At 40.2% G+C, this 21,719-nt stretch carries 20 protein-coding genes and 6 tRNA genes; 23 read left to right on the plus strand and 3 right to left on the minus strand.

Translation table 11 applies throughout. The features are described 5' to 3' along the window. From atpG to atpC, 3 genes are read left to right on the plus strand one after another with little or no spacing between them, the layout of a single operon-like run. Positions 1-855 (plus strand): ATP synthase F1 subunit gamma, encoded by an 855-nt coding sequence (gene atpG, locus KH286_RS06285; RefSeq protein WP_004697537.1) that lies wholly within the window; start codon positions 1-3, stop codon positions 853-855. An 18-nt stretch (positions 856-873) separates the two neighbouring features. Beyond that, positions 874-2,298 carry a F0F1 ATP synthase subunit beta gene (atpD, locus tag KH286_RS06290; protein ID WP_105087018.1) on the plus strand — a complete coding sequence of 475 codons (1,425 nt, stop codon included), beginning with the start codon at positions 874-876 and terminating at the stop codon, positions 2,296-2,298. Positions 2,299-2,301: 3 nt separating this feature from the next. Next, positions 2,302-2,709 (plus strand): ATP synthase F1 subunit epsilon, encoded by a 408-nt coding sequence (atpC, locus tag KH286_RS06295; protein WP_187002371.1) that lies wholly within the window; start codon positions 2,302-2,304, stop codon positions 2,707-2,709. Positions 2,710-2,753: 44 nt separating this feature from the next. Here the strand turns inward: atpC and KH286_RS06300 are convergent, their stop codons facing one another. Further along, a complete protein-coding gene (locus KH286_RS06300) occupies positions 2,754-3,662 on the minus strand; it encodes a hypothetical protein (protein ID WP_187002369.1) in 909 nt (302 codons plus the stop codon). Positions 3,663-3,771: 109 nt separating this feature from the next. After that, a tRNA-Val gene (locus KH286_RS06305) sits at positions 3,772-3,847 on the minus strand. A gap of 671 nt (positions 3,848-4,518) precedes the next feature. Between KH286_RS06305 and KH286_RS06310 the strand changes: the two genes are divergently transcribed. The 4 genes from KH286_RS06310 to KH286_RS06325 all read left to right on the plus strand — a co-directional run bounded on the left by KH286_RS06310 (position 4,519) and on the right by KH286_RS06325 (position 8,437). Continuing rightward, the gene (locus KH286_RS06310; RefSeq protein WP_004695072.1) at positions 4,519-5,361 is read left to right on the plus strand and encodes a fumarate hydratase; all 843 of its coding nucleotides are present in this window, start codon (positions 4,519-4,521) and stop codon (positions 5,359-5,361) included. Between the two features lie 19 nt (positions 5,362-5,380). After that, positions 5,381-5,941, plus strand: coding sequence for a Fe-S-containing hydro-lyase (locus tag KH286_RS06315; RefSeq protein ID WP_004695073.1), 561 nt, complete (start codon positions 5,381-5,383; stop codon positions 5,939-5,941). A gap of 171 nt (positions 5,942-6,112) precedes the next feature. Next, entirely contained in the window at positions 6,113-6,664 is a 552-nt protein-coding gene (locus tag KH286_RS06320) for a TIGR01440 family protein (RefSeq protein ID WP_008602458.1), read from the plus strand. A 9-nt stretch (positions 6,665-6,673) separates the two neighbouring features. Continuing rightward, positions 6,674-8,437, plus strand: coding sequence for an LPO_1073/Vpar_1526 family protein (locus KH286_RS06325; RefSeq protein ID WP_187002367.1), 1,764 nt, complete (start codon positions 6,674-6,676; stop codon positions 8,435-8,437). Positions 8,438-8,593: 156 nt separating this feature from the next. Here the strand turns inward: KH286_RS06325 and KH286_RS06330 are convergent, their stop codons facing one another. Further along, positions 8,594-9,319, minus strand: coding sequence for a Crp/Fnr family transcriptional regulator (locus tag KH286_RS06330; protein WP_012864779.1), 726 nt, complete (start codon positions 9,317-9,319; stop codon positions 8,594-8,596). 272 nt (positions 9,320-9,591) lie between these two features. Here KH286_RS06330 and hcp point away from each other — a divergent pair, with 272 nt between their 5' ends. The 16 genes from hcp to KH286_RS06410 all read left to right on the plus strand — a co-directional run. Then, positions 9,592-11,157, plus strand: coding sequence for a hydroxylamine reductase (gene hcp, locus KH286_RS06335; protein ID WP_012864778.1), 1,566 nt, complete (start codon positions 9,592-9,594; stop codon positions 11,155-11,157). Between the two features lie 552 nt (positions 11,158-11,709). Next, entirely contained in the window at positions 11,710-12,372 is a 663-nt protein-coding gene (sdaAB, locus tag KH286_RS06340) for an L-serine ammonia-lyase, iron-sulfur-dependent subunit beta (RefSeq protein WP_278617767.1), read from the plus strand. 11 nt (positions 12,373-12,383) lie between these two features. Continuing rightward, entirely contained in the window at positions 12,384-13,256 is an 873-nt protein-coding gene (sdaAA, locus tag KH286_RS06345; protein WP_077707631.1) for an L-serine ammonia-lyase, iron-sulfur-dependent, subunit alpha, read from the plus strand. A gap of 69 nt (positions 13,257-13,325) precedes the next feature. Then, complete coding sequence (locus tag KH286_RS06350) at positions 13,326-14,744, plus strand: CCA tRNA nucleotidyltransferase (protein WP_278472638.1); 1,419 nt, start codon at positions 13,326-13,328, stop codon at positions 14,742-14,744. Further along, the gene (locus tag KH286_RS06355) at positions 14,744-16,711 is read left to right on the plus strand and encodes a penicillin-binding transpeptidase domain-containing protein (RefSeq protein WP_278472640.1); all 1,968 of its coding nucleotides are present in this window, start codon (positions 14,744-14,746) and stop codon (positions 16,709-16,711) included. The genes KH286_RS06350 and KH286_RS06355 overlap by 1 nt, the downstream gene beginning before the upstream one ends. A gap of 100 nt (positions 16,712-16,811) precedes the next feature. Next, positions 16,812-17,639 carry a bifunctional 5,10-methylenetetrahydrofolate dehydrogenase/5,10-methenyltetrahydrofolate cyclohydrolase gene (locus KH286_RS06360; RefSeq protein WP_039965247.1) on the plus strand — a complete coding sequence of 276 codons (828 nt, stop codon included), beginning with the start codon at positions 16,812-16,814 and terminating at the stop codon, positions 17,637-17,639. Continuing rightward, a complete protein-coding gene (locus KH286_RS06365; protein ID WP_008602471.1) occupies positions 17,632-17,973 on the plus strand; it encodes a hydrogenase maturation nickel metallochaperone HypA in 342 nt (113 codons plus the stop codon). The genes KH286_RS06360 and KH286_RS06365 overlap by 8 nt, the downstream gene beginning before the upstream one ends. A gap of 15 nt (positions 17,974-17,988) precedes the next feature. Then, entirely contained in the window at positions 17,989-18,642 is a 654-nt protein-coding gene (hypB, locus tag KH286_RS06370; RefSeq protein WP_021148528.1) for a hydrogenase nickel incorporation protein HypB, read from the plus strand. Then, the gene (locus tag KH286_RS06375; protein WP_278472643.1) at positions 18,639-20,060 is read left to right on the plus strand and encodes a hypothetical protein; all 1,422 of its coding nucleotides are present in this window, start codon (positions 18,639-18,641) and stop codon (positions 20,058-20,060) included. The genes hypB and KH286_RS06375 overlap by 4 nt, the downstream gene beginning before the upstream one ends. 28 nt (positions 20,061-20,088) lie before the next feature. Further along, positions 20,089-20,553, plus strand: coding sequence for a BREX-3 system P-loop-containing protein BrxF (brxF, locus tag KH286_RS06380; RefSeq protein ID WP_004695092.1), 465 nt, complete (start codon positions 20,089-20,091; stop codon positions 20,551-20,553). Between the two features lie 447 nt (positions 20,554-21,000). Next, a tRNA-Thr gene (locus KH286_RS06385) sits at positions 21,001-21,076 on the plus strand. 10 nt (positions 21,077-21,086) lie between these two features. After that, a tRNA-Tyr gene (locus KH286_RS06390) sits at positions 21,087-21,171 on the plus strand. Between the two features lie 5 nt (positions 21,172-21,176). After that, a tRNA-Met gene (locus KH286_RS06395) sits at positions 21,177-21,252 on the plus strand. Between the two features lie 31 nt (positions 21,253-21,283). Continuing rightward, positions 21,284-21,359, plus strand: a tRNA-Thr gene (locus tag KH286_RS06400). Positions 21,360-21,364: 5 nt separating this feature from the next. Further along, a tRNA-Met gene (locus tag KH286_RS06405) sits at positions 21,365-21,441 on the plus strand. Between the two features lie 180 nt (positions 21,442-21,621). Beyond that, positions 21,622-21,719: GTP-binding protein (locus KH286_RS06410; RefSeq protein WP_038034850.1), on the plus strand; the 98-nt coding region annotated here is incomplete at its 3' end.

The following is a 21,719-nucleotide window of genomic DNA, read 5'->3' on the forward strand; positions in this document are numbered from 1 at the left end:
ATGGCTAGTGCACAAGATTTGCGAAAACGCATAAAAAGTGTTACCAATACGCAGCAAATTACAAAAGCGATGAAGATGGTAGCTTCTGCTCGTCTTCGTAGGGCACAAACAAAAGCGGAAGCTACTCGTCCTTACGCAGAAAAGATAGGGCAAATCTTGCGTCATATGTCTAATAGTGATTTAGAAGGCTTTGAAAGTCCTCTCTTAGATGTGCGACCTGTAGAACGCACTTGCTACATTGTAGTAGGTGCAGATAAAGGTCTTGCAGGGGCATTTTCGTCTAATGTGTTGAAATTTGCTATGGAACAATTACATGGTAAATCTCCTGATACATACCGTGTTATCACGGCAGGCAGAAAGCCTAGAGATAGCATGAAATCTAGAGGTATTCGCATCGATAAGTCTTATGCGGGCTTTTCTGATAAACCGTCCTATGAACATGCGCGTGCCATCATGCATGAAGCACTTTCACTATATGAACGTCATGAAGTAGACGAAGTCATCATGATCTATACACGTTTTGTAAATTCTATGACGCAAATTGCACAGGCTGAGCGCTTGTTGCCAATAGAGCAACCACAAGATGAGGTAAAAGGCGAAGAGTATGATTTTATGCCGTCCGCTGTATCCGTCTTGGAGGCGTTGCTGCCAAAATACTTAGAAATTACAGTTTATAATGGATTGTTACAATCTGCAGCTAGTGAATTGGGTGCTCGTATGACGGCCATGACATCGGCTACAGATAATGCAGGGGAACTCATTGAGTCCTTAGGCCTTGAATACAACAAGTTGCGTCAATCTAGCATTACAAACGAAATTTCTGAAATCGTTGGTGGCGCTAATGCCTTGCAATAGATAAGGAGACATCTGTCGATGAGTAATAATATTGGTAAAGTTGTGCAGGTCATCGGCCCAGTTGTAGACGTGCGCTTTGATGCTGGTCATTTACCAGCTATCTACAACGCCATCCACATCTACCATGACCACAAGGCACACGATAGACAAAAAATCGTAGTAGAGGTTATGCAACACTTAGGCGACGATACAGTTCGTTGCGTTGCCATGAGTTCTACTGACGGTATGACACGTAATATGGAAGCAGAAGATACTGGTGCTCCAATTTCCGTTCCTGTAGGGGAAGGTGTATTGGGTCGTATCTTTAACGTACTTGGTGAAACTGTAGACCATGATCCAGCACCAGTTGTGGCTGATGAAAAATGGCCTATTCACCGTCCTGCACCTAAATTTGATGACCTTTCTCCAGACACAAAAATCTTGGAAACAGGTATTAAGGTCGTTGACCTTATCGCTCCATATGTAAAAGGTGGTAAGATTGGCCTCTTCGGTGGTGCTGGTGTAGGTAAAACCGTATTGATCATGGAGTTGATTCACAATGTTGCTACAGAGCACGGCGGTTATTCCGTATTCTCCGGCGTAGGCGAACGTACTCGTGAAGGTAACGACTTGTGGAACGAAATGAAAGAGTCCGGCGTTATCAACAAAACAGCTCTCGTATATGGACAAATGAATGAGCCACCAGGGGCTCGTATGCGCGTAGGTCTTACAGGCCTTACAATGGCTGAATATTTCCGTGATGTGAAAAAACAAGACGTGCTCTTGTTCATTGATAACATATTCCGCTTTATCCAAGCGGGTTCCGAAGTATCCGCCCTCTTAGGTCGTATGCCATCTGCCGTAGGTTATCAACCTACATTGGCTAATGACGTAGGGGCATTGCAAGAACGTATTACATCTACAAAAGAAGGTTCTATTACCTCCGTACAAGCTGTATATGTACCTGCCGATGACTTGACTGACCCGGCTCCAGCAGCGACATTCGCTCACTTGGATGCGACAACAGTATTGTCTCGTTCCATTGCGGAACTTGGTATCTATCCGGCGGTGGATCCTCTGGATTCTACAAGCCGTATTTTGGACCCACATGTACTTGGTGAAGAGCACTACGCAGTGGCTCGTGGCGTACAAGAAGTATTGCAAAAATATCGCGATCTTCAAGATATTATCGCAATCCTCGGTATGGAAGAATTGTCTGACGAAGATAAACTCACTGTATCTCGCGCTCGTAAGATTCAACGTTTCTTGAGTCAACCATTCTTCGTAGCAGAAGTATTTACCGGTTCTCCTGGTAAATATGTGCCATTGTCCGAAACATTGAGAGGCTTCAGAGAAATCTTGGATGGTAAACATGATGAATTGCCAGAAGGTGCATTCTACATGGTTGGTACCATAGATGAAGCCGTTCAAAAAGCAAAGGAAATGCAAGAGAAGGGGGAATAATCCATGGCGGAACCTATGACCCTACAGATAATTACACCTGATGCGATTGTATTCGAAGGCCAATCTACATTCTTTGTAGGTAAAGCTATCGATGGTGGTTTTGGTATTTTGCCAAATCATGCGCCTATGATTATTGCATTAGACTTAGCACCTTTACGCATTGATCAACCAGATGGAACATCTCGTGAATATGCTGTATTTGGTGGCTTCTGTGAAATTGAACATAATAAGGTGAGTATTGTAACCCCTGACTGTCAAGATCCAACATCCATTGATGTGGAACGTGCTCGTCGAGCTAAAGAGCGTGCAGAAGGCCGGTTATCAAATCTTACACCTGATATTGATGTAGAAAGAGCGGAAGCAGCATTGCAACGTGCTTTACTGCGCTTGCATGTTACAAAAATGTTATAAGAAAAAGGCTAGCCATCTGGCTAGCCTTTTTTTTATAAATTTATCTACAAGACGCTCACACCTTTTAAGGAGTATGCAGTATTCTTAGGTTGTTCTACTTGAAAATCTAATACAACAGGTGCCTCAGAATTAATACCAGGTGCTTGGTAACGGTCACGGTCTGTTGGAATTCGTTTGTATGGTAATTTATCAAGTAATATAGTCATAACTTTGTTCCAAACTGATTTATGTGTTGGCATAGTTAAAGAGTCATCAGTTTGGTTGAAGCCCGTACGAACAGTATGGATTACCTTATCGTTTACATCATAATAGTATAAAAGGGCATTAACCTTTGCAGCGATATAAATTTCATGATTATCCTTATTGTATGGATCTGGGCTGTTAATAGTATTAACTTGTACATATACATCTTGTAATGGCACAGGCATAATAACAATTTCAGAATTTTGGGCCTCTGCAATTTGAGCAAGATCAGCGGCTTTAATTTCTGCAGTTGGTGTGTTAGTACTTACAATGGTTGTATCATAGTAAGGATATTTAAGTGTATTTGATAAGCGATCTGTCATGTAGTGACCAAATTGAGCTGTGTTTTCATTGCGCAAATTTGCTGGTACAACAATAGTTACTTTGCGGCTTGGAAAGTTTTCCAAGTGACCATCATGACTTGTACTAGTAGCATTAATAGTTGCTTTTTCTGAAGCTCCAGAAATTGGTGTAGTTGTTGGTGTTGCAGCTACTTTTATGACAGGCTCCATATTTGTTTTAGGGGGCAATGTAGAAGCCTCATTGCTTGTGTTACTTTGTATAGTGCTAAGAGCCACAGGTTGCGTTGTATTTGGTGTTAATTGACTCAAATCGATCATAGCAGCACTAGCTGTTGTAAATGCAGTTGTGAGTAGTACAGCAAGTACTGTAAGTAGTGGACGTTTATAGAGTCCGAAGTTATGTAACATAATTCCTCCTCTTAATAAAACTCTTTTAAAATTACAAATTATACAATTTATATTATTATATCATATATATAAAAAAAAGAAGCAAGCTTAACAGCTTGCTTCTTTAGTCTGGTGGACGATGACAGGATCGAACTGCCGACATCCTGCTTGTAAGGCAGGCGCTCTCCCAGCTGAGCTAATCGTCCATGTGGTGACCCGTCCGGGAATCAGACATAACTTTATAAATAAAATTGGTTATCAATAATTTTGATGAGAGAGTCATTAAAATTAATAAAATCTATAGAGCTTAATAACTATAGATATTTACTGTGTTCTAAGGTGATTGCATGATTTCAAGTGCATGGGAGTTAGCAATATAAGTATATTGAAGATAATCGGTATACATATGCATTATAGAAAAGTTTAAAAGATTTAGTTGAAAAGTAGTATCAGTTAAGAAAGAAGCGTATTTATCTTATTAGATATAGCCTATGTTTGTGGTTCATTTTAAACCAAATCTATATATAATAAAGTAGGTAAAAATATAAGATATAAAAATCTTATTGATATATGATAGACTATGACTTTTATCACAATGCAGGGCTATTTTAGTGACTAGAGAATAAGGTCTATATAGCCTATTGAAAAACCGAAATATATACAAAAATATTCATGAAAACAATTCTCAAAAACCGAAAAAGCATTGAGAAAACTGTATAGGTAAGGCGTTGAATCCCCTTATATTGTGTGCTACGATTTATATATAGAGTTAATCTCATCGGTTTGAGATAGATATTCTTTCATATGTTTGAGAATTTTATTTTATCTCATCGGTATTAGAATTAATATTCAACTATTTTCCTGAGGAGGGATTATCTTGCGCGAGATTCAAGTATCTGAAATCACAAAAACAGTCCGTCAAATGTGTATGGACGCAGCTTACCACTTGCCAAAAGACATCTATGAAGGTTTGAAAAAAGGACGTGAAACAGAAGAGTCTTCAGTAGGTCGTATCGTTCTTGATCAAATTATTAAAAATGCAGAAATTGCCGATGCTGAAGATCGTCCATACTGCCAAGATACTGGTATGACTATGGTATTCTTAAAAGTTGGTCAAGATGTTCATTTCGTTGGTGGTGATCTTACAGAAGCTATCAATGCTGGTGTTGCAGCTGGTTATGTTGAAGGTTATCTTCGTAAATCCGTTGTAGCTGAACCATTGTTCAATCGTAAAAATACACAAAATAACACACCTGCAATCATCTATACTGAAATCGTTCCTGGCGATAAAGTAGATATTCAAGTAGAATTAAAAGGTTTCGGTTCTGAAAATAAATCCGATGTAGCTATGCTCGTACCTGCTGATGGTGTGGAAGGCGTTAAAAATGCAGTTCTTGAAATCGTAAAACATGCAGGTCCTAACCCATGCCCTCCAATTGTACTCGGCATTGGTATTGGCGGTACTATGGACCAAGCAGCAGTTATGTCCAAAAAAGCGTTGCTTCGTGACATTAGCGTACCTCATAAAGATGCAGACTATGCAAAATTAGAAGAAGAAATCATGGAAATGGTTAACAAAACTGGTATTGGACCACAATTGGGTGGCACTACAACTTGTATCGGTGTAAACATCGAATGGGGTGCAACTCACATCGCAGGTCTTCCTGTTGCAGTTACTATCATGTGCCATGCTGCTCGTCATGCTCACGTAGTACTTTAATCGATAGGAGGTAAAAACAATGGCTGAATCAATTCGCATTAATACTGAAGAATATAATGAAGAGTTTTCCCGCAAATTAAAAGTTGGTGATAGCGTTCTTATCACTGGTAAAATTTACTCCGCTCGTGACGCTGCTCATAAAGTTATGACTGAAGCTTTAGCGCGTGGTGAAAAATTACCAATCGACTGGACAAATAAATTCGTTTATTATCTTGGACCAACACCTGCAAAACCTGGTGATCCAATTGGTTCCGCTGGTCCTACAACTTCCGGTCGTATGGATGCTTACACACCAACAATGCTTGACCAAGGTATCAAAGGCATGATTGGTAAAGGTTCCCGTAAACCAGAAGTAGTTGAATCCATGAAGAAAAATGGTTGCACATACTTCGCAGCAGTTGGTGGCGCGGCAGCATTGATTGCAAAATCCATCAAAAAATATGAAGTACTTGCTTATGGTGAACTTGGACCAGAAGCTTTGGCTGAATTGACTGTTGAAGATTTCCCTTGCATCGTGGTTGGCGATACTGAAGGTAATAACTTCTACGAATTAGGCCAAAAACCTTACAGAAAAATCTAATATCACCATTGAGTGATTGAAAGAGGCTTGCTAAAGCAAGCCTCTTTTTGTTGTTAAGCTATAATCATAAGATGTTCATCCGTTACGTGTAGAGTTTAGTCTACCGATTCTGTCGGTTTTATGATAATATACATATAGATTTTATACATTCAATTTGAGTGAGGCGATAACATGACTTCTGTAGAAACTATTCGTCAGTCAACTCGCAACGCGATGGCTGAATTACTTGATTTAGCAAAGGTTCGCGAAGGTCAATTATTCGTTGTTGGCTGTTCCACTAGCGAAATTGTAGGTAAAAAAATCGGCACTGACTCTCACCTTGATGTGGCTCAGGTCGTATTTGATGAAATATACAATGCTGTTAAGGCTAAAGGACTTAACTTGGCTATTCAATGTTGTGAACATATTAATCGTGCACTTGTTATGGAACGTAGCGCCATGACATGGGAGGAGGAAGTTAATGTTGTTCCTCAACGTCATGCGGGTGGTGCCCTGGCTGTGATGGCGTACGAATATTTTGATGATCCTGTGATGGTTGAATTTATTCAAGCTGATGTAGGCATCGATATTGGAGATACTTTCATTGGTATGCACATGAAACACGTTGCAGTGCCTGTACGTCTTTGTGTGAAAGAAATTGGGAAAGCACATGTGACGGCTTGTCGTGTTCGTCCGAAGAGCATTGGCGGTGAGCGTGCTGTATATAATGAAGCATTGATGTAGGGGGATAGTATGTCAAACCTAATACCGTATTTTGTATTAGCCGTCGTGGCATTGGGATTCTTTGCTGTTTGCTATGCTGTATTTAGCGGTGATGATGGTGAAAGTAAGGCAAAAGAAAAATCCTATAAAAACATAAGTAATAAAAATAATCCTAAAGCGCATAATGATGTTATATTTGCAACGGAGTCGCAAGAGGGCAATGTAACAATCACACATACGAGTGGAACTAATGTATATACTGCATCAATTCCGGATACAGTTGAAACGGTGGTCGGTGAAGAGCGAGAACCGGCTGAACCTCTGGTTGATCCTATAGATACCTCTTATAATAAAAGAAGTACTCTAAAGTCTAATTCAAGTCATGTTTCAGAGGGAGAATATGCGTTAGCATTAGGTTCGGATAATGGAACACCAATAGGTTCGGATAATGGAACACCAATAGGGGATGAAACCATTGTGATGACAGCCGTATCAGATCTTAAGCAAGCTAATCAAGCCAATCAAGGTGTTACTCCGTTGGTGGATAAAACTATTGTCCTCGATGTTGTTACAGATGAACTTCTCAATAACGCAAACAATGTTGAAGATACAATTGCTATGGGTGAATCTGTGGAAGCCTTTGAAGCTGATGAAGCGGATAGCATAGATGCTACACAGATGATAGGTGGTGCAAACGAAATACAAACCGTGGAAGGTCCATCGGTATTAGATGAAACGCGTTTGTTTGATGCTTCTGAAATTGAAGCACAATTGGCGGCAACAAGTTTAACTGAAGAGGAGGAACCGCATGGTCAATGGGCAAAAGCGGCGCATGAGGATAAATGCGTTGAGTTGGCTATAGCACCATTTGTTCATTCCTTTGGGGTGTTACATGGTGATACGCAACACTATGTAGAATCTATTACAAGAGATGCTTTAGCGGCTCTCAATATTACAAAAATTGTTGAAGTGAATGCATTACTAGAGAATATTGTTATTCAAGAAGCGTTGATGAGTATGCAAAAGGCATATGCCGCTACAAATACAGAGTGGATGAAGTCTGCTGCGTTAGGTGCTTTTCTAGATGTGGTTCAATCTCCTAAATCTAGTACGCCATACCTCGTAGCTTTTGATGCATTACGTGTATTACCTCATTTAACATTAGGTCACTTCCAAGTTATGGCCTTAACATTATTGTTACAATATTCTAGAAATTCTAATAACTATGGATTGATTCACTTCCAACATTATGTGGAAAAATATATTGAGCCATTCATCTCTGATTTGCCTCGAAATGATTCCTTCTATCGCCAGCTAGACTACTTACGCTGTACACAAGAAGAACAAGAGCCTATCACTTTATGCCAAGTGTTGTCGAATTCATATCCGTTTGTATTCAACTATCGTGGTTTCTCTAAGGAAGAACTCTTCCGTGCTACAGATGGTCATGGTGTGGATCCACGTTATGTGGTGCGTAGCTTGAACTCCAATCTTTATAAATTAGCCTTGGTAGATGAGTCTTTAGCACCACAATTCTTTAGACAAACACGAATTTCTAATGCTATGGTTCAACGTGATCTTTTAGCTCTGATGAAGAGCAAACCTACTGCTTTCAGGGGCCAAGAGGCGCGTGATATCATGGATGATATTTCACCGGTTCTATTGGACTTAGCTGATGTCTTTGATAGCACGCCAATGTCTAAAATTAGCTTAACATTGTTAGGCCTTTACTTAGGTCGTGCTCATGTGAAAGCAACCATTGGTGAAGAATTTGATTTGTCTCATTGGTTCTAATTTACAATTTTAAGCACTATATAGTTTGAAAAATTATATTATATAGTTATTATATACTTAAAACCGTTATATACTTTATGAGTCGTGTAATAAAAAAGTCTCTCAAGATAATCTTGAGAGACTTTTTAGTTTGTTAAATTTAATAGCCATTAAGTATTAAAAGGTGTTAAAGCCGAATTCTTCAATGTCTTCAATGTTTTTAATTGTCACGGTGCGCCCTGTAATATCAATGAGACCTTCATCGCGGAGACGACCCAGTTCACGGCTAAGGGCTGTGCGAGATACATTGAGAACCTCAGCCATTTGTTCGCGGTTGTGGGGTAATTGAATTGTGTTAGAATGCTGACGTTTATAAATATCTGTTAAGTACGCAAAAATCTTTTCGCGCATCCCTTTTAATGTGAGGTAATGGACTTTTCTGGTTAATAGAATTGCTTTTTCAGATAAATCCTCTAATAGATTAGATAGGATTTTAGTTTGGCATTGATGACAATCCGGTAATGTTTTAATAAAGGTTTCAAGCGGAATAAACATAATTTTAGTTGCTTTTGTTGCTTTAATGGTAGCAGGCCATAAAGGCTGTTTGCTAAATAGTAGTGCTTCTCCAAAAATATCTGATTGCTCTAAGTTTGCCATAATAACCCGTTGCCCCATTACATTTTCACGAGTCAGTAAAGCGCTGCCTTCAAGGATGACACCAATACCCTCCATAGGATCTCCAGCGAGGGCTATAAAATCATTTTTTTTGTAACTATGGATGATAACTTTGGCATTATTTAAATAGCTACGCAGCTCTGGCTCTCCTAATGTATTGAATAAAGGACATTTCACGAGGGTGGGCATATATTGATTAATGATATCGTTTGAAAGTATTTGTTTCATAAGCACCTCCGGTGTGATAAAGTCTATAGCAATTAAAAATGATTATTGTATAATAAAAGTATAAGACTAAATGGTCTACCTGTTCCATAAGAGAAGTCAGGAAAATTTTTGAAAAAGTTTTTATTTGTTGCTCAAGCTACAGAAATTGTATCATCTTTACGTTATACTTTCAAATGTAATCAATCAGACAACTGATAAAATATCAGTGTAATGTATAGGTTTTATATTATCTAGCTTGACTGCGAGGAAGTCTCGCAAAGGAGGATTTTTAAATGAGTATGTTCTGTTATCAATGCGAACAATCTGCAGCACCAGGTGGCTGTACTGTACAAGGTGTATGTGGTAAAACTGCACCAGTTGCTAACTTACAAGACGAATTAACTGCTGCCTTAGTTGGCTTGGCTCGCGCTTTAGACGTAAAGGGTCATACTAAAGAAGGTATCGATTATATTATGCGCGGTTTGTTCATGTGTGTAACAAACGTAAACTTCTCTGAAGACCGCGTTCAAGAATTCATTGACGAAGTGAATGCTTACCATGCAAAAGTGGACAGCGCTCAACAAAACTTTGATTGGGAACAATTGTGGAAAGGTGAAGAAGACATCGTATCCCTTCGTTCTACATTATTGTTAGGTATGCGTGGTATGGCTGCATACGCATGGCATGCTGCTCGCCTTGGCTTCCACGATGCTGATGTTGATGCTTGGTTCGTTAAAGGTATGGTAGAATTCGCTAAAGATCACAGCGCTGAAGAATGGCTTGATCTTTTGATGGAATTCGGTCATATCAACTTGAAATGTATGGCTGTTCTTGATAAAGCTAATACTGAAACATATGGTACACCTGTACCGACTACAGTTCCTTTGACTGTAGAACCAGGTCCTTTCATCGTTGTAACCGGTCATGACCTTCATGACTTGAAACAATTATTGGAACAAACTGACGGTAAAGGTGTAAACATCTATACTCACGGTGAAATGTTGCCTTGCCACGCTTATCCTGAATTGAAGAAACATCCTCAATTGAAAGGTAATTTCGGTACAGCATGGCAAAACCAACAAAAAGAATTTGTTGATGTTCCTGGCGCATTCTTGTTCACTACAAACTGCATTATGCCACCAAAAGAAAACTACAAAGCTAATATCTTCACTACAGATATGGTAGGTTTCGATGGTTGTGCACATATCGAAGAAAAAGAAGATGGTACTAAAGACTTCTCCGCCGTTATCAACCGTGCTATCGAATTGGGCGGCTACAAAGAAGCTCAAGAATTCACTGGTATCAACGGTGGTCATGAAGTAACTACTGGTTTCGGTCATGGCACAGTATTGGGTATTGCTGATAAAGTAATCGACGCTGTAAAAGCTGGCGCTATTAAACACTTCTTCTTGGTAGGTGGTTGTGACGGTGCTAAAGTTGGCCGTAACTACTACACTGAATTCGTTAAACAAACTCCAAATGATACTGTAGTATTGACATTGGCTTGTGGTAAATTCCGTTTCAACGACATGAACATCGGCGAAATCGGTGGTATCCCTCGTATCCTTGATATGGGTCAATGTAACGATGCTTACTCCGCTATTCAAGTAGCAGTAGCTTTAGCTGGTGCATTTGAATGTGATGTAAACGACTTGCCATTGACATTGGTATTGTCCTGGTACGAACAAAAAGCGGTATGTATCTTGTTAACATTGTTAGCATTGGGTATCCGTAACATTTACATCGGACCTTCCTTGCCTAAATTCTTCTCCAGCAATGTATTGAACATTTTGGTAGAAAAATTCCAATTACATCCAATTACAACTCCAGAAGCTGACATGAAAGCTATCTTGGGCTAATAGGATCTATTAATCTGTTAACTACAGTCCTACGTCCCCTCTCTTTTATGATTTAGGACTGTTGTTATAAATAACGCACCTAGGGTTATCCTTAGGTGCGTTTTTTTACTATTATTGTGAAAGCTATCTATCGAGTGTTTGTTTATTGATGGGGCCTGACAGTATTGCGACAACTAGATTACTAATGGGCATAACCTATCTCATGCCTCCATACTCAGCGTAAGTCGGCCCTCAATAGGTTATGCCCATAAGTAAAACGTTTCTGAAATATAAGTCCCATCAATATACAAACTCATAAAATAGCTTTCATCAGAATAGTGAGGTGAGGGGGAGATGTCGCTGCATAAGTATAGTCTTTCCCTTTTATAACTGTAGATATGGATGCGTCCCATCAATATACAAAGTTTTAGAACAGCTTTCATAAGAATAGTAGTCCTCTGTAGACAAACAAATATGCCCCTAATGTGCATATAGACAAGGCTCGATATTGGTTGCTATACTATAGGTGAAATAGGATTTTTTCACATGGTTTATGTGTATATAGAGGTATGTATGAACAGTATTTTTGATATTATAGGGCCTATTATGATTGGTCCGTCTAGTTCGCATACAGCGGGTGCTGCGCGACTAGGCAAGATGGCGCGGTGTATTTTTCGTGCTACTCCTAAAAAGGTAGATTTAACATTATATGGATCTTTTGCAAAAACTTATAAAGGGCATGGTACGGATCGTGCTTTGATTGGCGGCTTATTAGGTTATAAAGAGGATGATGCGAACATCCGAGTTGCCCATGAATTAGCGAAAAAAGAGGGGATGGAGTTTGCTTTTATTGAGTCTCCTCTTGATGTAGGGCATCCGAATGTGGTGCGTTTTGATATGTATGATGAGCATAATCGTCATATGACTGTTATTGGTCGCTCTCTCGGCGGTGGTCAGATTATGATTACCGAAGTAGATGGAAATGATATGTCCATTACAGGAGATGAGTTTACGCTCGTTGTGTTCCATGAGGATAGACCTGGTGCGATTTCTCTTGTGAGCCAAGCATTGAGCGAGTCCGATATTAACATCGCTACGATGCGCGTATTCCGTAAGGGCAAGCATAAGGATGCAGTCATGGTTATTACTACAGATACGGTGGTAAATCCTATTACAGTTCAGTTTATGCGCGAGTTTCCAGGCATCCAGGATGTGATGACCTTTGAAGCATTATAGGAGGGCGAATGATGAGTTATGCATATGATACAATTGCAGATATTATTCGCCTAGGTGAGGAAAACAATATTTCTTTTGGCGATGTAGTATTGCGTTATGAATTAGAGAATTACGACCGCAGTGAAGACGCGGTTGTTCGTGAAATAGAGAATCGCTTAGATATTTTTGAAAGTTCCATTCAAGATGGGATAGCTTATGCGGAGAAAACGGCTTCTGGTATGTCCGGTGGTCAAGCGGCACAGCTTAATGGGCAAACACCTCGTTTTATGAGTGATATTGCGTATAAGGCAATGACGTATGCTATTGCTGTAAATGAGGCAAATGCAAAGATGTTCCGCATTGTTGCTTGTCCTACGGCTGGCTCTTGTGGTGTTATGCCTGGTGCTGTGAAAGCCGTAGCGGACCACTACCAATTAGATAGAGCTACAGTGGTAAAAGGCTTCTTAGCTGCGTCCGGTATTGGTAATGTAGTAGCAAATCGCGCTTGTGTTGCTGGTGCTGTTGGCGGTTGCCAAGCGGAAATTGGTACGGCTGCGTGTATGGCAGCAGGGGCGATTGTCGAAATGATGGGCGGTTCACCACGTCAAGTAGGTCATGCTATCGCATTGTGCATGAAAAATCTATTGGGGCTTGCTTGTGATCCGGTAGCAGGGCTCGTAGAGGTGCCATGTGTTAAGCGTAATGGCTTTTATGCAGTCCATGCTATTACTGCATCAGAAATGGCGTTAATGAATATTGAAAGCCAAATTCCACCAGATGAAGTCATTGAAGCGATGAATAATATAGGCCGTGCTATGCCGGCAGCATTGCGTGAAACAAGTGATGGCGGCCTTGCGGTGACACCGACAGGTACAGCTATTGCAGAACGAGTGCAATCCTTATAAGGATTGCACTTTTTTCATGCTTTCATTTGTAGTAAAATAAAGATTAGACTAGTTCAGAAAGGAGCGTGTATGATGGAACAAGCAAATCGAATATTGACCGTATTAGAAGAAGCCGGCCATGAAGCTTATATCATAGGCGGCGCTGTGCGCGATATTTTGATGCATCAAAAGCCACATGACTTCGATATTGTGACGTCTGCACGTCCCGATACAGTGATTGAGGTTCTTCGCGGTCATGATATTCAAACGACAGACCTCGTAGGAAAATCTTTTGGCGTAGTGGTAGCTACATTAGAGGGCAAGCCATATGAAATTGCTACATATAGAACAGAACGATATGGTGCAGATAGCCATCGTCCCGAAGAAATTACTTATGCCGATACCTTAGAAGAAGATGTGTTGCGTCGTGATTTTACTGTTAACGGCATGGCTATGAACCGTTATGGTGAAGTTATAGACCTTGTAGGTGGACGACGTGATATTAAACATAAGATGTTACGAACCATTGGTAATGCGCAGGAACGTTTTGAAGAAGATGCGTTACGATTATTTAGGGCGTGCCGTTTTGTGGCGAAGTTGGATTTCTTGCCGAGTAAAGATCTATTAGAGGCTATGCCTAAGGCTTTTCACCGCGTACCTGGCTTGTCTTTAGAACGTGTACGAAATGAGATTAATCGTCTCATGTTAGAGCCTGCGGTGGCTAAAGGCCTTGATGTCCTTGTTCAATCCCGCTTGGCCGAGTGCTCTTGTCGCGTTGTAGAAAATGGCGTGACTCGTGAAGTGCCTATTTTACCAGAGCTATACCATCTTGTGAATTTACCACAAGAAAAAGACTTTCACGAATTTGATGGTTGGTATCATACATTAGCCGTTGTATCTCATACAGAACCAGATTTAACATTACGTTGGGGTGCACTGTTACACGATGTAGCAAAGGGGATGCCTACGGTGCGTGCTGTGGTGAATGGTCGCCTCACAGATCGTGGTCATGATACATTAGGGGCTGAAATGACAGAAACATTACTTACTCGTTTAGGTTACCCTAAGAGTTTTGTGCGCCGTGTAGCTTGGATTGTAAAAAATCATATGCGCTTTCACTATTTTGTACAAAATGGGGAAGCTAATGAGAAAAAGTGGATCCGTAAAGAGGCTCGCAGCGGTGAGTTTCGAGATAGTCAAATTATGCGAATTGCATGGGAACAATTATCTAAGGTTTGTGCTGCCGATGTGTTAGGCTGTGGGAAGCCTTATGCATCGACTGATGGTACCTTAGCCTTTGGTGAATGTATGGCAGATCTTAGCCTAGAGATGCCTATCCATACAAAGGATTTAAATTATGACGAACGAGTTATTAAGCTTGCAGGGAAAAAAGTGGGGGAAGGATTGCAGTATTTATTAGGTCAGGTACAAAATGGGGTGATTCCCAATGAACCAGATGCATTATATGATGCATTAGACCATAAGTTACGCCGTCCAGTGGAGAAATGATGAAGTTATTAAATAAAGCGTTATTACGCATGAGTGATTGGAGTCGCACTACGTGGTGCCTTGCCATACTCATGACCGTTGCCTTCGTCCTTATCGGACGTTTAGCACAGTTACAGGTCTTTGATACCTTTGACCTAGAGAAGAAAAACTTATTACAAGTTCAAGTAGATAGAAAATTACAATCGCCGCGCGGTACAATCTATGACCGTAATGGCAAGCCTTTGGCGATGAGTGTAGTTACAAAATCTTTATATGCGGACCCTAAGATGATTAAACAGTCTCCCCAAGAGATTGCGGAACTCATTTCGCCATATGTAACCATGTCAAAAGAAAATATTGTGAAAGCTCTGCAAGAGGATTCTGCCTTCGTATGGATTAATCGCATGATGGATGCGGACAAGTCTAAGGCGGTGGCACAAGTCATTAAGGATAATAATATTGCAGGCCTTAACTTTGTGGAAGAGTCCAAACGTTATTACCCAAATGGTGTACTAGCGGCTCAAATACTGGGGTTTGTAGGAACCGATGATAAAGGCCTTGATGGTCTCGAAATGGTCCTTGATGAAGAGTTAAAGGGTGGTGTGCAGCAAGAAATCGTTGCTACCGATAACAAAGGGAATGCCATCTTTGGTTCCGTATTATCTAAATTTTTACCAGATAAGGGTAAAAGCGTAACCTTAACCATCGATGCAACAATTCAATTTATTGCAGAACGCGCTCTTGATAAGGCGATGGTTGATACAGGAGCTAAGCATGCCAGCGTTATCGTTATGGATCCAAAGAACGGTGAAATATTAGCGATGGCCAATCGTCCAAGTTATGATCCTAATAACTACAACCAAAGTGGTGAAGAGGCTTTCAAAAATATTGCGGTTACCAATTTATATGAACCAGGCTCTACATTCAAACCTATCATTGCATCTGCAGCTCTTGCAGCAGGCAAATGGAAGTTAGACACTGTGTATAACGATAAAGGGGCCTTCGCTGCCAATGGACATATCATTAGAAACTGGAATGGTGAGGGATATGGTCCTGTTCGTTTGCTAGATATTTTGAAGTACTCTATTAATACTGGTATGGCTGAAATTGGTACATTAACAGGTGCAGATATTCTCTCGAAATATATACGTGATTATGGCTTTGGCTCTGAAACAGGTATTGAATTGCCTGGTGAAGGAGCAGGTATTTTGTATAATCCAGAGGATATGAGTAAGCTAGACGTTGCGACTATGTCCATCGGTCAAGGTATTGCGGTTACACCATTACAAATGGTTCGCGCCTTTGGTGCACTTTCTAATGGTGGGGCTATGATGAAACCACATATCATCAAGTCTTATAGTAACTCTCAAGGCGATGTTACAAGTACGACTGAAACATCTGTTGTGGGACAACCAGTTCCGGCGGAAACCGCTAAAACCATTGTAGATATTCTAGAAAAAGAAGTATCCGAAGGTGGCGGTACAAAAGCGATGGTAGAAGGTTATCACTTCGGCGGTAAAACTGGTACGGCGGAAAAACTAGATACCAAACATGGCGGTTATCTCGACGGACAATACATTGCGTCCTTTATTGGCTTTGGCCCTGTAGAGGATCCAAAATTTGTAGTTCTTGTCGTTATTGATGACCCACAAAAGGGTTCTTATTATGGTAGTCAAATTGTAGCCCCTGTATTTAAGGACATCGTATCTCAACTTGTACGGTATTACCAAATGAGTCCGTATGTTAAAGAAAGTACACCAGTAGCTGTTAAAGCTGCTAATACATTACCTGAACCAAAACCGGGAAGTGATGGTTCTGTTACATTGCCTAACTTTACTGGTTTTACCTATGGTGAAGTGCGTGATTGGTTACATAAGGCGGGACTTGCCTTTAAACCAGATGGAACGGGTATTGCCGTTTCTCAAGATGAAAGTGGGGGCACTACTGTTCAACCCGGGACGGCAATTACCGTTCACTTTAGTAGATAATTAGAAATTATAGACAGTTCGTTATATAATAGAATAAGAGACTTTGGTGCCTCTCAGGAGGCACCTTTTTTATAAATAGTTTGAATGAATGGAGATACTTATGATCGAATTACGAGGGAAAGCGGTAGCAGATGCCCACAAGGCGATTTTACAAGAAAAAGTTGCAGCAGTAGGCAACTCTGTGATTACTATGGCAGTGTTACTTGTCGGTGAAGACCACGGCGCTCATATGTATGCTACATTTATGGAAAAAACAGCTAAAAATTTTGGCTATGGTTTTGTGCTAAAGCAATTGCCTGAAACGGCAACGCAAGATGAAGTAGTAGCGGCGTTGCATGAATTAAATACTGATCCATCTATTCATGGAATTTTACCGCTAATGCCAATGCCTAAACACATTGATACAGAAGCTCTTATCGATATATTAGATCCTAAAAAAGATATTGATGGTCTTACAACATATAACATCGGTTTAGTAACAGCTGGTAAGGGTGGCTTTGCTCCTTGTACGGCTAAGGCTTGTATGGCTATTTTAAATCACTATAATATTCCTTTAGAAGGAAAACATGTGGTTGTAGTCGGTCGTAGCCAAGTTATCGGTAAACCTGTAGCGCTTATGGCACTCGCTGCACATGGTACTGTTACAATGTGCCATTCTAGAACTTCTGATCTAGTAGAGCAAGTAAAGCGTGGTGATATTATTATTGCTGCGGCTGGTCGTGCTCATATGATTACTGCTAATATGATTAAGCCTGGTGCTGTTGTTATTGATGTAGGTATTAATGAACTGGACGGCAAAACTGTAGGTGATGTTGATTATGATGCGGTAAAAGATATTGCATCTGCCATTACTCCTGTACCAGGAGGTGTTGGATCCGTAACAACGACAATGATGCTAGAAGCGGTATATGAGGCATACCATGCATGAGATGTCTATAGCAGAAGGTATTCTTGATGTAGCGCTCGATACCTTACGTCAACACGATGCGACAGTCATTCATTCTATTCAACTAGACTTAGGGTTAATGAGTGGGGTAGAACCTGATTCATTGTTATTTTGTTGGGAAGCCATTACAAAGGGAACCCCTGCGGAAGGCTCACGCATAGAAATCAATACTATTCCTATTGAAGGAAAGTGTTTAGATTGTGATAAAATATTTTCTGTAAAAAATTATACGTTTATTTGTCCTTATTGTGACAGCCATTTCGTACAAACTATAGGCGGTCGTGAGTTACAAGTGACCTCTATGGATATCGATTGATAGAAAGGTTAGGGCATGCAAGTTCAAGTTAAAACTAATGTACTGGCAAAAAACGATGCTATTGCAGAGGCTTTACAACAGTTGTTTAAGAAAAAGAATATATTTGTATTTAATCTGTTAGGTTCACCTGGGGCAGGTAAGACTTCTCTTTTGGAGGCAACCCTACAAGATTTAAAAAAGGAGTATCGCTTAGCCGTTATTGAAGGCGATTTATTTACGGCAAAGGATGCTAAGCGTATTCATGAGTTGGGTGTGCCTGTTATCCAGATTAATACGGTTGGTGGGTGCCATCTCGATGCACAGATGATTCAAGATGCCTTAGGTGATCTGAATCTTGATGACCTCGATATGATTATTATCGAAAATGTAGGCAATTTAGTGTGCCCTGCGGAATTTGAGATTGGTGAAAGTATGAAAGTAACGGTTTTATCTGTTACCGAAGGTGAAGATAAGCCCCTTAAGTATCCATTAATCTTTAAAGAGTCTAAGGCCATCCTTATTAACAAGATTGATTTATTGCCCTATGTGCCTTTCAAAAAGGAGCAGGCAATACAAGATATCCGTAATTTAAATCCAAATGGAGAAATTTTTGAAGTAAGTTGCACGGCCCACAACGGTCTTGAACCATGGTTGAATTGGTTGCGTGCACAGTTGGAGAATAATCGATGAACTATTCTATGAAGAGCCGTATTGTAGCAGCCCTCCTTGTGGGCTTGTGTACTACTACAATCAGTTATGCAGCAGAGCCTGCCATTTCCACTGTTAACCCAGTTGCAGTAGAAACTACTGATGACACTAACGTTGTAGCTCAAGATTCTGCTAATGCGAGCAATGATGGTAGTGTAGATGGAACTGGTGAGGTTGATAGCTTGTCTTACCTTGATAATGCACCAGTTAGAGTTGTTAAGCTGGACCCAAAAACGAAAAAGGAAGGTTCTAAAACTGGATGGCTCGCAGAGCAAATGGCTGTAACTGAATTTGGTGATTCTATACAATTCTGGCAAGCGGCTAGTGAGAACGAAGGCCCTTTGCCGAGTATAACTCAGAATAATTTAGCTGATATTGGTAAGTCTTATACGGCAAACAGTTTACCGCCTTTAGGTTCTCAGGATGACTATGCTATCGGCACATACCGATTGGGGGATCAGTTTGAAGTCCCAAAAGATGTAGAAAAAACTGAGGTACGTGATAACTTTACTACGTATTACATGAAAGATGTAGCAGTAACTGTATATACTGGACCTGCTCAAGAATTGTTGGTTAACAATCAATTGCGTGGTCAAGGGGCGACTTACTTCTTTGAACCAAATACTATTACAAATATTCATAGTACGAAAAAAGGCGCTAATACAGTACGTGACATTGGTCCTGGTAGTACACGGATGGAATTGATATTTGCCTATGGCAGTCCTAATGCGATGTGGCGTGATAAGAAAAATGAGACATATATTTTCCTTTATGAGGGGCATTCCGAAAATTCATTGCCTCAAAAAAAGGAGTTTAAGAGTCCCGTAGAGAATACAAATAGTAATAGCCAACAACAATCTATGCTTGGTCAGCAAAAAGAATATATTGCTTTCACCATTAAACAAAGCAATATAGAGGCTGTAGACATTATTAGTGGACAAGTATGGCCTAGATTTGGATTGCCGAAAGCTGAAGTGTATGATTTTGAAGCTGGTACACTTACGGCTGATGATTTTGTATTGCGTGGTTTCAAGTTGAATGACCATTTTGTTAATGATCCTAATAATGATTGGAAACATCAAGGCATATTGTTTGGCTCCACTTTTATTGGCTATAATGAATACGGTGTGAGTGTAGATAAAAAAGATCTTATCAATCGCGTATTATTAAATGTGTATACGCCTACACGTCGTGGAATCGCAATGGGTGATACCAAATATTTATTGCTCTTTGTGTATGGTATGCCAACTCGTATTGTTGAATCTACAACAAAGGCGGGGACGTCTACCGTATATGAATATAAAAATCCAGCGGCAAGCAACTCTTATTTACAGTTTGCCCTAGATGATAAAAACCAATATATCAAATCCGTTATGTTATCTGACCGTCCTGTAAAATAGGATAGGTCACAGCGAGGAGGCAAAGGGTATGGTTACTGTACAAGATGTAAAAGAACGTTGGGAAAAGATTCAAGGTGATGATGAACGTATATTGTTTATCGTTGGTGGTCCAGGTTCTGGTAAAAGTTTGCTAATTCGTGAATTGTCTGAGCAGAAGGGCTGGAAATACTTGGAAGCTAAGCAACTCATTGAGGAAGAGTTTTTGCTCGTGCCTCGTGATGAACGGCCTCAATTAGCGGAAGAAGTTATTTGCCGTGCTCTTAGCCGTAGCGATACGGAAGTAGTATTGCTAGATGGCATTAATGTATTCTTTGCACCTATCTTAAATCTAAAACCATTTGAGTTACTAAAAACTATTAGTAAGAAGTATCCTATTGTCGTTGGCTGGCGTGGACATATTGAAGGTGACCAGTTGTACTTAGAACATAACAATAATCCTAAACATGCTGTAGTTAGTATTGCACATCCAGATCATGTTATTGCAATCGACTAAAGGTATGTTTGAACATATTGGTTGAATATAGAGAAAACTATAAATGTATAGAAGGAGATAGCGGTCTATCTCCTTTTTTAGTTATATAATTACAGTTATTAGGTAAAAATATAGTTTTGTAACTTCCTATTATTTGATTCTACTAAACCTGAAATATGGATGGTAGTAAGTATGGACTAGCAAGGAATGCAACTATGTAAAGGTATATAAAGAATATACTAGTAAATAAAAGTTGATTGCTGGATATATCCTGAAAACAAGGCATTTTATAGAGGATTGATAAAATATAAATTTTTTTTGACAAAATACTTGCATAGGGTATCGTTTCATGTTATTATGATTAAGCACTAAGGGTGACCGCAGTGAACGAAAAAACTTCAAAAAAGTTTTTAAAAGGTTCTTGACACTTAGTGTGCTAGGTGATACAATTCATCTTGTCGTAATGATGCTGGCGTAGCTCAATAGGTAGAGCAGCTGACTTGTAATCAGCAGGTTGTGGGTTCAATTCCTATCGCCAGCTCCATTTTATTTATGGAGGGATTCCCGAGCGGCCAAAGGGAGCAGACTGTAAATCTGCCGTCTTCGACTTCGAAGGTTCGAATCCTTCTCCCTCCACCATTCATAGCGGGGTGGAGCAGTTGGTAGCTCGTCGGGCTCATAACCCGAAGGTCGCAGGTTCAAGTCCTGTCCCCGCAACCATAAAAACCACAGTGAAATGATCGTTCATTGTGCTGGTGTAGCTCAGTCGGCAGAGCGTATCCTTGGTAAGGATAAGGTCACCGGTTCAATCCCGGTCACTAGCTCCATACATGGCGGCATAGCTCAGTTGGCTAGAGCAATCGGTTCATACCCGGTGTGTCCGCGGTTCAAATCCGTGTGCCGCCACCATTAAACCTCACCTTGGTGGGGATTTTTTTATTTCTTTACATATGACATGCTATTCTAAGACTTTGTATATATGGTATAATAATAGGTAAGGAAATCTTATATTCCATTGATAAATTAGGGTTAATATATTATATTAATACTAGAATGTAATTTGTTTTTGTGAAGGAGGATATAATCCTAATGGCAAAAGAAAAATTTGAACGTACGAAACCGCATGTTAACATCGGTACAATCGGTCACGTTGACCATGGTAAAACTACTTTGACTGCTGCAATCAC

Origin of the sequence: Veillonella parvula (genome assembly GCF_018378075.1) — a bacterium.
GTDB lineage: Bacteria > Bacillota > Negativicutes > Veillonellales > Veillonellaceae > Veillonella > Veillonella parvula_K.

Excerpts from the sequence above, each read along its gene's own strand:
- atpC (WP_187002371.1), top strand. The coding sequence starts at position 2,302 with ATGGCGGAACCTATGACCCTACAGATAATTACACCTGATGCGATTGTA.
- hcp (WP_012864778.1), top strand. The coding sequence starts at position 9,592 with ATGAGTATGTTCTGTTATCAATGCGAACAATCTGCAGCACCAGGTGGC.
- KH286_RS06360 (WP_039965247.1), top strand. The coding sequence starts at position 16,812 with ATGATCGAATTACGAGGGAAAGCGGTAGCAGATGCCCACAAGGCGATT.
- atpG (WP_004697537.1), top strand. The coding sequence starts at position 1 with ATGGCTAGTGCACAAGATTTGCGAAAACGCATAAAAAGTGTTACCAAT.
- KH286_RS06375 (WP_278472643.1), top strand. The coding sequence starts at position 18,639 with ATGAACTATTCTATGAAGAGCCGTATTGTAGCAGCCCTCCTTGTGGGC.
- sdaAB (WP_278617767.1), top strand. The coding sequence starts at position 11,710 with ATGAACAGTATTTTTGATATTATAGGGCCTATTATGATTGGTCCGTCT.
- atpD (WP_105087018.1), top strand. The coding sequence starts at position 874 with ATGAGTAATAATATTGGTAAAGTTGTGCAGGTCATCGGCCCAGTTGTA.
- KH286_RS06355 (WP_278472640.1), top strand. The coding sequence starts at position 14,744 with ATGAAGTTATTAAATAAAGCGTTATTACGCATGAGTGATTGGAGTCGC.
- sdaAA (WP_077707631.1), top strand. The coding sequence starts at position 12,384 with ATGAGTTATGCATATGATACAATTGCAGATATTATTCGCCTAGGTGAG.
- KH286_RS06315 (WP_004695073.1), top strand. The coding sequence starts at position 5,381 with ATGGCTGAATCAATTCGCATTAATACTGAAGAATATAATGAAGAGTTT.
- KH286_RS06320 (WP_008602458.1), top strand. The coding sequence starts at position 6,113 with ATGACTTCTGTAGAAACTATTCGTCAGTCAACTCGCAACGCGATGGCT.
- KH286_RS06350 (WP_278472638.1), top strand. The coding sequence starts at position 13,326 with ATGATGGAACAAGCAAATCGAATATTGACCGTATTAGAAGAAGCCGGC.
- KH286_RS06325 (WP_187002367.1), top strand. The coding sequence starts at position 6,674 with ATGTCAAACCTAATACCGTATTTTGTATTAGCCGTCGTGGCATTGGGA.
- KH286_RS06365 (WP_008602471.1), top strand. The coding sequence starts at position 17,632 with ATGCATGAGATGTCTATAGCAGAAGGTATTCTTGATGTAGCGCTCGAT.
- KH286_RS06300 (WP_187002369.1), bottom strand. The coding sequence starts at position 3,662 with ATGTTACATAACTTCGGACTCTATAAACGTCCACTACTTACAGTACTT.
- hypB (WP_021148528.1), top strand. The coding sequence starts at position 17,989 with ATGCAAGTTCAAGTTAAAACTAATGTACTGGCAAAAAACGATGCTATT.
- KH286_RS06330 (WP_012864779.1), bottom strand. The coding sequence starts at position 9,319 with ATGAAACAAATACTTTCAAACGATATCATTAATCAATATATGCCCACC.
- brxF (WP_004695092.1), top strand. The coding sequence starts at position 20,089 with ATGGTTACTGTACAAGATGTAAAAGAACGTTGGGAAAAGATTCAAGGT.